The following is a 12,791-nucleotide window of genomic DNA, read 5'->3' as shown; positions in this document are numbered from 1 at the left end:
GGCACCTGATGGCCGACGAGTCGACCCGGCGACGCCGCCGGTGGATCCTTCCCGCGCTGCTGCTCGGGGCAGGTGGTGGGTGGGTCGCCTACCGCCGGTTCGCGACGGCGACGCCCGCCCCCGGGCCCGGCGACGGTGTGGCCGCCGCCGCGCCCGGCGCCCCCTCGCCCGCTGAGCTGCGGCCGGCCGAGCCGGCTGTCGACGCCCCGTCCGCGACCGTGACGCCCCTCCGTGCCGCGGCTGCGACGGTCCCGACGGTCGCACAGGGCGCCGGGCACGCCGAGCAGACGGCTGCCGCGGAGAAGGCGGCAGACCGGAAGGCCGCGGAGAGGGCGGCCGCGGAGAAGGCCGCTGAGCAGAAGGCCGCTGAGCAGAAGGCCGCGGAGCGGAAGGCCGCTGAGCAGAAGGCCGCTGAGCAGATTGCGGCGGAGCAGAAAGCCGCAAGGGACGCGGCTGCGGCTGCGAAGGCCGCCGACAAGCAGGCTGCAGCCGGGCCACGAGCCGCGGGCGCGGGTGGACCGGATCCAGCCGCGGCGGGGCCCGCGGAGGCGGAGCAGCCGATCGGGGCGCGGACGCTCGTCGCCACGCCCGCGGCATCGCCCGAGGAGCCCTTCGGCCCCGGGTCGGCGGTGCCACTGCCCGACGGTTCGGCACCCGGCCCCGAGTACACGATCAAGGGCAACGCCGACTCGATGCTCTTCCACACCCCGGCGAGCCCGTACTACGGCAGGACCAAGGCCGAGGCGTGGTTCTCCTCGGCGGAGGCCGCGACCCGGGCAGGCTTCACGGAGTGGAAGCCCAAGCGTCGCAAGGCCTGAGAGACGCGGCGCGCAACCCCACGGCTGTGCCGGGAGCTGTGGGGTCGCGCGCGGCGGAGGTCAGCTGCGCGAGCGCAGGGCCTCGCGCAGGCCGACGCGGGAGCCCGTGCGCAACACCGAGTTCCGGTAGATGCGGGCCGCGAGCAGGACGACCCCGATGATCGCCAGGATCGTCAGGCCGATCGCGACGAGCACCTGCCACATCGGTGCGACACCCATCGCGGCACGGGCGGGCATCAGCGTCGGGGAGAACAGTGGGATGAAGGACAGGATCGTGCCGAGGGTGTTGCGCGGGTCGTTGGGCAGCACGCTCACGGCGAAGATGAACGGGATGAACAGCGGGAACATGATCGGCGCGACGGTCGACTGCAGCTCCTCCTGCCGCGACACCAGCGACCCGGCGGCCGCGTAGATCGAGGCGTAGAGGAAGAAGCCCAGCAGGTACCAGATCACGGCGGACACGAGCGCGCCCGCGGCGGCGGTGGGGATCGTGAGGATGCCGACGGTCAGCGCGCCGACGAGCCCGATGGCGCTGAGTATCAGCAGCTGGACGAGTCCGACCAGGCCGAGCCCGAGGATCTTGCCGCTGAGCAGGTGCACCGGGCGGATCGTCGACAGCAGGAGCTCGACGACGCGGCTGGACTTCTCCTCGACGACGCCCTGGGCGACCGCGCTGCCGTAGCCGACGAGCGACATGAACAGCAGCACGGCGACGACGATGGCGAGCACGAGGCGTTGCCCGCGTTCGGGATCGAGCGGTTCCTGGGTGTCGACGGTGACGGTGCCGCGGGCGGCGACCGCGGCCGGGTCCTGGCCGGCGGAGGTGAGGGCGTCGGTGAGCGTCGCCTGTTGGACGGTGCCGGCGACCAGCTGCTGCAGCGAGGAGTCGACGGTGTCCTTGCCGAGCAAGGAGTAGCTGCCGGGGCTGCCGTCGAAGAGGGCGTCGAGGTCGCCGTTCGCGACCTGGGCCTCGCCGGCGGCGCGGTCGACCTGCGTGATCGTGAGGGTGCGGTCCTGGGCCTTCGCGGCGGCCTGCAGCGCGGGTTCGAGCGCGGCCGTGGACGAGGTGACGCCGAGGCTGTTGCTGGAGCTCTGGCTGCCGATGAAGCTGAACAGCGCGATGTAGATCGCGAAGATCGCGATGGTGACGAGCAGGCCGATGACGAAGCTCTTGGACCGCACCTGGGTGGTGAACTCGCGGCGGGCGACGAGCATGACGGCCCGGCCGGGGGTCAGCGGGGCGGTCACGCGCCCTCCTCGGTGGCGGCGGGGGCGGCGACGACGTCGCGGTAGAGCTCGGTGAGCGGCGGTCGGTGGGGGGCGAAGGAGTGGACGGGGCCGGCGGCCATGGCGGCGCGCAGGACGTCCTGGTCGGAGGTGCCGTCGAGCTCGACCCGGGTGGTGTGCTGCCCCGACTCGAGGACACGGACACCGGGTAGCGCGTCGGCCCAGCCGGGCGGAGGTCCGGAGACGTCGATGCGTTCGGCGTTGCCGGTGCGCAGCTCGTCGACGGTGCCGGCGGCGACCATGCGGCCGCCCGAGATGATCCCGACGCGGTCGCAGAGCCGTTCGACGAGGTCGAGCTGGTGGCTGGAGAAGATGACCGGCACCCCGGCGTCGGCCTTCTCGCGCAGCACGGTGCTCATGACCTCGACGGCGACGGGGTCGAGCCCGGAGAACGGCTCGTCGAGGACGAGCACCTCGGGGTCGTGGACGAGGGCGGCGGAGAGCTGCACGCGTTGCTGGTTGCCGAGGGAGAGCTTCTGCACCTCGTCGCGGATCCGGGCCTCGACCCCGAGCCGGGAGGTCCAGCGTTCGACGGAGGCGCGGGCGTCGGCGGCGGCGAGGCCGTGGAGGCGGGCGAGGTACTCGAGCTGCTCGCCGACCTTCATCTTCGGATAGAGCCCGCGTTCCTCGGGCATGTACCCGATCCGGCGGCGCACGTCGGCGTCGATGGGCCTGCCCTTCCACCGGACCTCGCCGCCGTCGGCGGTCAGGACGCCGAGCACGATCCTCATCGTGGTGGTCTTGCCGGCCCCGTTGCTGCCGACGAACCCGAAGAGCTCCCCGGGCTGGACTGTGAAGGTGACCTGGTCCAGAGCCTGGACCTGGCCGAACCTCTTGCTGATCCCCCCGATCTCGAGCATGGGGGGAACCCTATCGGGACGGGTGGAACCGGGCAGGCCGTGTCAGCGCGAGTCGGCCAACTGCGGCAACGAGATCCCGTAGCCGCGGATCTTGCGGTAGATCGTCGCGCGCGACATGCCGAGCTGGCGGGCGGCCTCGGCCTTGTTGCCGTCGGTGTCGAGCAGCGCGTCGACGATGGCGTCGCACTCGATGGCCTCGAGCGGGGTGAGCACGCGCCGGGTGGTGGCCCGGGTCTCGGCGGGCAGGTCGGCCGGCGCGATGGTGCCGGACCGCTTGCGCGCCACGATCTTGCGGAGCACCTGGTAGAGCTGGTCGACGTTGCCGGGCCAGCGGTTGCGCATCAGGACGCGCATGGCCTCGGGGGAGCAGGTGAGGTCGGCGCCGCGGGTGAGCCGGGCGATGAGGTGCGGGACGAGCTCTGCGACGTCCTCGATGTGGTGCCGCAGCGGCGGTACCTCGATGGTCCGTGGGAACGAGTCGAGCAGCTCGATCATGTCGACGGCCGTGTCGGCGTGCGCGCGGTCGACGGTGGCGACGACCCAGGGCCGTTCGGGGTCGGTCGACTCCCGGTGGGGTTCGAGCACGTCGCCGAGGGCGCGCAGGGCCTCGGGCGGGAGCGAGTCGACGTGGCAGAGCACGAGGGTGCCGCCGTTGCCGGTCTCGAGCTCCTCGCCGACGTCGGAGAGCCAGCGCGGGCCGAAGTCGGAGGCGTCCATGACCCGCAGGTGGGCGGCGGGGTTGCGCAGCTGGTGGGTGGCGCGGGCGAGGGTGCGTTTGCCGGAGCCGGGCTCGCCCTCCAGGACGAGCCACTCGCGGGCCTGGAGGTGCCGGTCGACGGCCTGCACGCACTTCGTCCACAACGGACCGGAGCCGACGGCGGCGGGCAGCGACGTGGGCGGGGGCAGCGAGAGCGAGCGTGTCGGCGCGGTGTCGGCCGACACGAGCTGGACGTGCAGCACCCCGCCGGTGACGCCGTGCTCGCCCCAGCTGGGGCGCGTCTGCACGCGGGCGATGGCACCGCTGGGCAGGTCGACGAGCAGCTGCCGGCGACGGCCGGTGGCGAGTGCCTCGGCGCCGTGGGAGAGCAGCGAGCTCTGGTCGTTGGGGTCGACGAGCTGGCGGGCCTGGTCGTTCATCATCAGCAGGTCGTCACCCATGGCGATGACGGCGCCGCGGTTGCGCTGGCAGGCGGCCAGGTAGTCGTGGAGCAGGGAGAGCTCGCGGCGGCCGGAGTGCTCGAGGAGGGTCTCCTCGATGCGCCGGGCGATGTTCGTCGCGACGGCGACCATCATCCGGTTCGCCTCACGTCGCCAGCAGGTCAGGTCGATGACGCCGATGAGCTTGCCGCTGACCGGGTGCCGGATCGGGGCACCCGCGCAGGCGAAGTCCTCGAGGTGCTCGACGTAGTGCTCGTGGCCGAACACCAGTGCGGGGCCCCGACCCTCCAGGGCGGTGCCGATGCCGTTGGTGCCGACGTAGCGCTCGGCGTAGCTGAAGCCGGGGGCGAGCCAGATCCGGTCGAGCCCCTGGTTGAGCTTGCTGTCGCCGCTGCGTCGGTCGAGGACGACTCCCTCGTCGTCGCACAGGATGACGCTGACCGGCTCGGTGGCGAGCTGGTCGCTCGTCTCGGTGAGGATCGGCCCGGCGGCCCGCCTGAGCAGGGAGTCGATGTCGAACTCGGTCTCGTAGGGCAGGTCGAGGTGGTCGACCGGGACCTGGAAGTTCCGGGACCGCGTCCACGACGCGAGGATGGGCGCACGGACGACACCGGGCTCGACGTTGTCGTCGGTGAGGAAGGCGGAACGGGCCTCCGCGACCCGGGCGGCCGCAGCACCGACCGGCACCCTTGCCACGTCGCTGTCGGCGTCGGCCGACTGCGTGGGACGGGTGTTCACGTGTTCCGCCGAGTGGCCCAATCGGTTGCCCTCCTGGATGCAGCCACCTGCCACGTCTTCGCGGCAGGAGCCATCGATCCGGACGGTACCGCCCGGACGAGACGAACGATAGGGGCCCGTGAACCACCCACCGTCTCATATTGAGACCGCAGGTCAGGCCCAGCGGGGGTGTGATTCCCGGCACGAGAGGCAGTGGTTCTGGGACCCGCGAAACCCTTGATCACCTCCGCTCGTGTCCGAGCCGCCACCGAGGGCGCCCGCGCTGTCTCCCGGTGAAGGCACGGGCTCGCGGTCACGAGACGCCCCGGCGGCATTGCCAGCAGCCGGCGGCTACGAGGCCGCGAGGGCAGTGGGTGTCGATGCGGTCCGCGCGTCGAACCCGATACCCACCACGTGAGGAGACGATGTGAGTCGGCAGAGTCTGGCTAAGGCTCACCAGAAGATCCAGGAACTCTCCTGGGAGCCGCAGTACCACGAGCCGTACATGAAGTACGGAACCGACTACACCTTCCGCAAGGCCGCGAAGAAGGACCCGCTCAAGCAGGTCCTGCGGTCTTACTTCCCCATGCAGGAAGAGAAGGACCACCGCGTCTACGGCGCCTCCGACGGCGCGATTCGCGGCAACATGTTCCGCCAGGTGCAGGAGCGCTGGCTGGAGTGGCAGAAGCTGTTCCTCAGCATCATTCCGTTGCCGGAGGTCTCGGCCGCACGGTCGATGCCGATGCTGTTCCACGTGGTTCCGAACCCGGAGCTGCACAACGGCCAGGCCATTCAGATGATCGACGAGGTCCGTCACTCGACGATCCAGCAGAACCTGAAGCGCCTGTACATGAACAACTACATCGACCCGGCGGGCTTCAACAACAGCCTGCGGAACTTCCACAGCGACTACTGCGGCACCATCGGCCGTCAGTTCGCCGAGGGGTTCATCACCGGTGACGCGATCACCGCGGCGTCGATCTACCTGACCATCGTGGCCGAGACGGCGTTCACCAACACGCTGTTCGTGGCCATGCCGGCAGAAGCAGCCGCCAACGGCGACTACCTGCTGCCGACGGTCTTCCACTCGGTGCAGTCCGACGAGTCGCGGCACATCTCCAACGGCTACGCCACCCTGCTCATGGCGCTGTCGGACGAGGACAACCGCCAGCTGCTCGAGCGCGACCTGCGCTACGCGTGGTGGAACAACCACCGCGTCGTCGACGCCGCGATCGGTACCTTCATCGAGTACGGCACGAAGGACCGCCGCAAGGACCGCGAGTCCTACGCGGAGATGTGGCGCCGCTGGATCTACGACGACTACTACCGCGCATACCTGATCCCGCTCGAGAAGTACGGCCTGGTCATCCCGCACGACTTGATCGAAGAGTCGTGGAAGCAGATCTGGGAGAAGGGCTACGTCCACGAGGTCGCGCAGTTCTTCGCCACCGGTTGGCTCGCCAACTACTGGCGTATCGACGGCATGACCGACGAGGACTTCGAGTGGTTCGAGTACAAGTACCCGGGCTGGTACGACAAGTACGGCAAGTGGTGGGAGAACTACAACCGCCTCGCCACGCCGAACGGGCACAACCCGATCGTCTTCGAGGACGTCGACTACGTCTACCCGGCCCGCTGCTGGACCTGCATGGTCCCGTGTCTGGTCCGTGAGGACATGGTCATGGCCGACGTCGACGGGGTCACCCGTACGTACTGCCACGAGGTCTGCCGCTGGACGGACGTCGAGGCCTTCCGCCCGACGTACCAGGGGCGCGAGACCCCGAACATGGGTCGCCTGGTCGGCCACCGCGAGTGGGAGACCCTGTACCACGGCTGGAACTGGGCCGATGTCGTTTCCGACATGGGCTTCGTTCGGGACGACGGGAAGACGATGACGGCGCAGCCGCATCTCAACCTCGACCCCAAGAAGATGTGGACTCTCGATCACATGCGGCGTTGCCCCCCGCTGGGCAGCCCGAACGTGCTGCTCAACGAGATGGACGACGCCGGCAAGGCGGCGTTCCACGCTGACTACATCCGTCAGGGTCCCGCCGGACGACCGGCACCTGAGAACGCCTGAGCGCGGGTCAGGTGAGGGGGAAGGGCCGGCGGCGCCACCGTCGGCCCTTCCTCTGCCAGCCCGAATTCAGTTCATGAAGCTGGTCGACCGGTAAAGGGAGTCATGGGTAAGAAGCACATCGTGCGGTTCGAGCCGGTGGGCATCGAGATCGAGGTCGACGAGGACCAGAACATCCTTCGTGCCGCAGCCGAGCAGGGTGTCCAGCTCATGCACGGATGCAAGGAAGGCCAGTGCGCCGCCTGCAAGTCCTTCGTGCTCGAGGGCGAGGACATCGACTACGACTCGTACTCGACGTTCGCGCTCCCGGACTACGAGAAGGAGGAGGGCTCGACCCTCCTGTGCCGGGCACACGCGTACGAGGACCTGGTCATCGAGCTCCTCAACTACGACGAGGAAATCATCCGGGGCGGTCTGCCGCTGAAGAAGGGCGTCGCGGAGGTGGTCTCCAACGAGGCCGTCACGCACGACATGCGGCATCTCGTCCTGAAGCTCCTCGAACCGGAGGAGATCAAGTTCTTCCCCGGTCAGTACCTCGATCTGATGGTGCCGGGCACCGAGGAGAGCCGCTCGTTCTCCATGGCGAACGTTCCGGGCCGCGAAGGACACTTCGAGTTCGTCATCAAGATCTACCCCGATGGTCTGTTCTCGGAGTTCCTCGCCAAAAAGGTCTCGGTCGGCGACCGGCTCGACGTGGAGGGGCCCTTCGGGACCTTCACGTTGCGCGAGAGCCGCAACTCGCCACTGATCTTCGTCGGTGGCGGGGCGGGGCTGGCTCCGGTTCTGGGTCTGCTGCGTTCGATGGCGGATCGAGGGGTCGAGCGTGAGGCCGTCTTCTACTACGGGGCCCGTGGGCAGCGGGACCTGTGTTTCGAGGAGGAACTGCGGGCGCTCGAAGAGCGGATCCCGAAGTTCCGGTACGTCCCAGCCTTGTCGGAGCCGGCGGACGGCGACGACTGGCAGGGCGAGGTCGGGCTGATCACCGATGTGGTGAAGCGGCTCGAACCCGACCTGGCCGGGCGGGACGCCTATGTCTGTGGACCGCCGCCGATGGTGGACGCGGCGATCCCGGTGCTCGAGGCACTCGGTGTGCCTGAGCAGAACATCTTCTACGACAAGTTCACCACCACCGGTGAACAAGGAGGCGAGGACGGCCAATGACGACCACTCAACGTCCGGAACGCAGCGTTCCGAAGCCTACTTTCACCGACGCCGAGGCCGGCGCCCAGGAATTCCCCGACTCCAGCGCGAGCGCACGCCGCTACAACTATTACAAGCCTGCCAAGCGGAAGCAGACGCACTACGAGGACGTCACCGTCGACGTCCAGCCGGACCCGCGTCACTACCTCTCGCAGGGCTGGATCTACGGCTTCGCGGACGGATCCCGCGGCTACCCGCTGACCTGGACGAAGCTCAAGGCCTGGGGCGTCGACGAGCCGGAGCCCGAGCGCGGCCCCGGCTCCGGCGGGCGTCACGTCGCGGACTGGCCGGCCCACGGCTGGCACGAGTTCCGTGACCCCAACGAAGAATGGGAGATGACGTTCTACCGCTACAACGCGAACGTCGTCCGCCAGGTAAACCAGAACATCGAGAACGCCCGGATGTCGAAGGCGTTCGACCAGTGGACCCCCAACTGGGTGCAGTTCGTCGAGCGCAACGTCGGTGCGTGGATGCACGTCGAGCACATCCTCGGCCTGTACGTGTTCGCCGCGTGCAACCGGTCCGCGCCCACGAACATGCACAACACCGCCATCGCGGTGAACAGCATGCACAAGATCCGGTTCGCCCAGGACCTCGCGCTGTACAACCTGACTCTGAGCGAGGAGGTCGAGGGCTTCGACGGAACCGCTCACCTCGACGCCTGGAACAACGACGCCGCCTGGCAGGGCGTCCGCAAGGTGACCGAGGCGCTCACGGCCGTCGACGACGACTGGGGCGAGATGATGTTCGCCGCGAACGTCGTCTTCGAGCCGCTGATCGGTGAGCTCTTCCGGTCGCAGCTCGTGATGCAGGCCGCGGCCGGCAACGGCGACTTCGTCACCCCGACGGTGATGGGTGCGGCAGAGTACGACTTCGCTCAGCGCGACCTCCGCTGGACGCAGGCCTGCTTCGGTCCGCTGACCCAGGACCGCGAGTTCGCCGACCACAACAAGCAGCTCATGCAGGGCTGGCTGTCGCACTGGGTGCCGCAGGCGCTCGAGGCGGCTCGCGCCCTGCAGCCGATCTGGTCGCTGCCCGATGCCAAGCCCCCGCGATTCGAGGACAGCCTCGACCGCGCCAAGAACCGGTTCGCCGGAATCGTCTCCGATCTCGGCCTGGAAGCCCCGAAGGAGCTGAACCTGTGACCAGTTTCAAGACGGCAGAGAGCCCGTTCAAGGCTGACAACACCCCGTCCGGCAAGGCCGGCGTGACCCTGATGAACAACCAGGTCGGGGTCGTTGTCGCGGACGTCATGTCGAAGCAGGAGAACGTCACCGTGACGCAGCTCCCCTCGATGATCCGCGTGGACTGCGTCGGGCGCATGGACTTCGTCTACGACGAGATCTCGGAGGCGCTGGGCGAGGAGCCCGGCTTCTACGACGCCTCGGAGTTCGAGGAGAACATGTCCACGCACTACGGCAAGATGATCCACATGGACGACCGGACGGTCATGTTCGGGAATCTCGAGGAAGCGGCCGAGTTCATCGGCGACATGCTGCCGCCCGAGGTCAGCTGACCCCGTAGGGCGCCTCGACGTCACCATCCCCGGGTCGCCGACCGCGCACGCCGGCGCGGCCGGCGACCCGGGCCGTTCCACCCTTTCTCTCACCCCGCGCAGCTTTGTAGAGATCTGAGTCCAGGAGGGCCTTGTGGCCAAGGAACTGAAGTTCGGACAGGAAGCCCGCGACCTGCTGCAGGCAGGCGTCGACCAACTCGCCGAGGCCGTGAAGTCCACGCTGGGCCCCAAGGGGCGCAACGTCATTCTGGAGAAGATCACCGGAACCCCCGAGGTCACCAACGACGGTGTGACCATCGCGCGTGAGATCTACCTGCGTGACCCGTTCGAGAACATGGGCGCGCAGATCCTCAAGGAAGCCGCGATCAAGACCAACGACACCGTCGGCGACGGCACGACGACGGCGACGGTCATGGCGCAGGCCATCGTCCGCGAGGGCATGAAGGCCATCACCCGCGGCGGCAACCCCGTCCTCGTCAAGCGCGGTATCGACATGGCCGTCGCGGCGATCGTGGAGCACCTGTCGCGGGTGGCACACCCCGTCGACAGCCTGGAGCACCTGTCCCGCGTCGCGGCCATCTCCGCCAACGACGACGAGTCCATCGGCACCGTCGTCGCGAAGACGCTCTACACCGTCGGCGACGACGGCGTCATCTCCGTCGACGACGGCCCCACGCTCGGCCTCACCGTGAACTTCGTCGAGGACTTCGAGTTCGACAACGGCTACGTGTCGCCGTACCTGGTGACCGACCCCGGCCAGATGCTCGCCGTCCTCGACGACCCGTACATCCTGCTGTCGGCCGAGAAGATCAACGACGTCCGCCAGCTCATGCCGATGCTCGAGCGCGTGATGCGTGACCCGAGGCCGCTGGTCATCGTGGCGGAGAAGGTCGAGGGCACCGCGCTGCAGATGCTGGTGCACAACCACGTCAACGGCCACCTCAAGGTCACCGCCATCCAGGCCCCCGGCTTCGGTGAGAAGCGAATCCACCTGCTGGAGGACATGGCCGCCCTGACCGGGGCGAAGGTCCACTCCAAGGCGTCGTCGTTCTCGCTCGAGCAGATCACCGTCGAGCACCTCGGCCGCGCGACGCAGGTCCGCGCCACCAACGAGCACACCGCGATCATCGGCGGCGCCGCCCCGCGCGAGGCCGTCGAGCTGCGGCTGAGCCAGCTGCGCGCCGAGATGAACCGGGCCACGATCGGCACCGACGAGGACTGGCTGGGCGACCGCATCGCGCGGCTGTCGGGCAAGGCCGCGATCATCTCCGTCGGGGCTCCCACGAACGCCGAGCTCAAGGAGATCCGCCACCGCGTCGACGACTCGCTGCAGGCGACCCGGGCCGCGATGGCCGAGGGCATCGTCGCGGGCGGTGGGTCGGCGCTGCTGCACGCCGAAGAGGTCCTCAACGGGCTGAGCGTCTCCGGCGACTACGAGATCGGCGTCGAGATCGTCCGCCGTGCGCTGACCGAGCCGGTGCACCTCATCGCCACCAACGCCGGCTACGACGGCGCCGACGTCGTCAAGCAGGTCACCGACCTGGGCGTCGACGAGGGCTTCGACGCTCTCGAGGGCCGCTACGGGAACATGATCGACCTGGGCATCATCGACCCGTTGCGGGTCGTGCGGTCCGCGCTGCAGAACGGCGCGTCGGTCGCCGGCCTGATCCTCACCACCAACTCGCTGGTGGCCGAGGAGCAGACGCCGTGGAACAAGGCACTGATGACCGAGTACGGGCCCCTCGACGAGGGCATCCCGCAGCCCTCGCCCGACTCGTCCACCCCGCAGTCGATGGGCCTCGGCCCGTCGATGGGCTGACCCGACGCCCCGTCCCGCCCCGGACCTCACGCCGGGGCGGGCGGGCCGGGTCGACGACGGATGCCGGGAGGAGGCCACGATGTACCGCACCGCGACCGCCGACTTCGTCGTCGTCGACGCCCAGGTGCACGCGTGGGACGGCAGCCCGTCCAACCAGGCCGGCCCGTCCGGTGAGGCCTACGTCGCCGAGCTGTACCGGCGCCACCGGCTGCTCGACCGGCAGCCCAACGCCGTCGGCGCCGACGAGTTCGCCCAGGTCACCCGCGAGAGCCTGCGGGCCGACGTCATCGGCGGGCACGTCGACAGGGCCGTGCTGCAGCCGCTGACGCTCGACGACCTGTTCGTGCTCGGGTTCAGCCCCACCGCCTGGCACGCCGAGCTGTCCGAGGAGCTCCCCGGCCGGTTCGTGCTCACCGGGGAGGTCGACCCGGCACTCGGGTCGGCGGGAGCGCGGGGCCTCGCCGCCCGGGTCCGCAACGCCGACCTCCGCGGCCTGCACCTCGCGCCCGTGCACCGGCCCGGCGCCCGGATCCCGTTGGGGGAGCCGTGGCTGCGCCGGGTCCTGGCCCGGGCCGAGCAGTCCGGCGCGACCGTCGTCCACCTCGGGGTGGGGCCGTCGACACCGTCGTGGCCGGGGGTGCCCGGCTGGGCCATCCCGCGCCGCGCGGACGTCGCCGCGGCAGCCGCCCGCCCCCGGCGCTGGCCCGACTGGGCACACCCCGTCCGTGCCGGGTCCGCCCTGCCGGTGCGCTCGCCCGACCGTTCCGCGGGGCAGGGCGGCTTCGACCCCGTCCAGCTGCGCGACCTCGCCGCCGCACTGCCCCGCGTCCAGTTCGTGCTGGGTGCGGCCTGCATGCCGACGGCGAGCCTGTGCCGTCTCGCCCGGCTGCCCAACGTGCACGTCCTGCTCACCGAACTGCTGGCCGGGCTGCGGCTGCACCGCGTCGAGGCCGCCCGGGCGTTCGGGTCGCTGCTGGAGGCGTTCGGCGTGCACCGCATGCTCTTCGGGAGTGGATACCCGCTGATCAGGCCCGCGCGCCTGGTCCGGGAGCTCGTCGACTTCCGGTTCCCCGACGAGCTGTGCGGGCGCTACGCCGACCTCGACGACATGGGCAGGCACGCCATCCTCGGTGGCAACGCCGCGCGGATGTACCGCATCCCGCTGCCCGCGGGCGCGATGCCCGCCGCCCCCGCCGCGATGCGGCCCGGCGCCGGCTCCTGACACCTGCCCGACGGCCGGGCGGTGTGTGGACGCGTCCGAAAGGGGGTACGCCCTCCGCGGTGTCGCCGTGCTCGGCGACGCCGGCCGTCGATCAGGACCGGGCCGTCGTCGCCGACG

Annotated in this window: 10 protein-coding genes and 1 pseudogene; 7 read left to right on the top strand and 4 right to left on the bottom strand. The window is 69.8% G+C overall.

Annotation, left to right across the window (positions count from 1 at the left end; all coding sequences use genetic code 11):
* Positions 1 to 8: 8 nt before the first annotated feature.
* Positions 9 to 818, top strand: a complete 810-nt coding sequence (locus TOK_RS33625; protein ID WP_216362137.1) for a hypothetical protein — start codon at positions 9 to 11, stop codon at positions 816 to 818.
* A 60-nt stretch (positions 819 to 878) separates the two neighbouring features.
* On the opposite strand, the gene TOK_RS29135 is transcribed toward TOK_RS33625, so the two are convergent.
* The 4 genes and pseudogenes from TOK_RS29135 to TOK_RS29125 form a co-directional block, all read right to left on the bottom strand.
* A complete protein-coding gene (locus TOK_RS29135) occupies positions 879 to 2,066 on the bottom strand; it encodes an ABC transporter permease (RefSeq protein ID WP_098961187.1) in 1,188 nt (395 codons plus the stop codon).
* Positions 2,063 to 2,347, bottom strand: coding sequence for a DUF4162 domain-containing protein (locus TOK_RS35575; RefSeq protein ID WP_374754945.1), 285 nt, complete (start codon positions 2,345 to 2,347; stop codon positions 2,063 to 2,065). Before TOK_RS35575 ends, TOK_RS29135 begins: the two co-directional genes overlap by 4 nt.
* A gap of 54 nt (positions 2,348 to 2,401) precedes the next feature.
* A pseudogene (locus TOK_RS35570) lies at positions 2,402 to 2,965 on the bottom strand (ABC transporter ATP-binding protein); the annotation flags it as partial.
* A 42-nt stretch (positions 2,966 to 3,007) separates the two neighbouring features.
* A complete protein-coding gene (locus TOK_RS29125; protein WP_253258712.1) occupies positions 3,008 to 4,861 on the bottom strand; it encodes a sigma-54-dependent Fis family transcriptional regulator in 1,854 nt (617 codons plus the stop codon).
* 421 nt (positions 4,862 to 5,282) lie between these two features.
* Here TOK_RS29125 and TOK_RS29120 point away from each other — a divergent pair, with 421 nt between their 5' ends.
* The 6 genes from TOK_RS29120 (at position 5,283) to TOK_RS29095 (ending at position 12,674) form a co-directional block, all read left to right on the top strand.
* Entirely contained in the window at positions 5,283 to 6,920 is a 1,638-nt protein-coding gene (locus tag TOK_RS29120) for a methane monooxygenase (RefSeq protein ID WP_172457856.1), read from the top strand.
* A 102-nt stretch (positions 6,921 to 7,022) separates the two neighbouring features.
* Positions 7,023 to 8,078 (top strand): FAD-binding oxidoreductase, encoded by a 1,056-nt coding sequence (locus TOK_RS29115; RefSeq protein ID WP_098961183.1) that lies wholly within the window; start codon positions 7,023 to 7,025, stop codon positions 8,076 to 8,078.
* Positions 8,075 to 9,262, top strand: coding sequence for an aromatic/alkene monooxygenase hydroxylase subunit beta (locus TOK_RS29110; RefSeq protein ID WP_098961182.1), 1,188 nt, complete (start codon positions 8,075 to 8,077; stop codon positions 9,260 to 9,262). Before TOK_RS29115 ends, TOK_RS29110 begins: the two co-directional genes overlap by 4 nt.
* Positions 9,259 to 9,633 (top strand): propane 2-monooxygenase effector subunit MimD, encoded by a 375-nt coding sequence (mimD, locus tag TOK_RS29105; protein ID WP_098961181.1) that lies wholly within the window; start codon positions 9,259 to 9,261, stop codon positions 9,631 to 9,633. The genes TOK_RS29110 and mimD overlap by 4 nt, the downstream gene beginning before the upstream one ends.
* A gap of 133 nt (positions 9,634 to 9,766) precedes the next feature.
* Positions 9,767 to 11,452, top strand: coding sequence for a chaperonin GroEL (gene groL, locus TOK_RS29100; RefSeq protein ID WP_098961180.1), 1,686 nt, complete (start codon positions 9,767 to 9,769; stop codon positions 11,450 to 11,452).
* Positions 11,453 to 11,531: 79 nt separating this feature from the next.
* A complete protein-coding gene (locus TOK_RS29095; RefSeq protein WP_098961179.1) occupies positions 11,532 to 12,674 on the top strand; it encodes an amidohydrolase family protein in 1,143 nt (380 codons plus the stop codon).
* The last annotated feature ends 117 nt before the right edge of the window (positions 12,675 to 12,791 follow it).

The organism is Pseudonocardia sp. N23, from assembly GCF_002583555.1.
GTDB lineage: Bacteria > Actinomycetota > Actinomycetes > Mycobacteriales > Pseudonocardiaceae > Pseudonocardia.
This window is presented reverse-complemented; position numbering and strand designations above follow the sequence as displayed.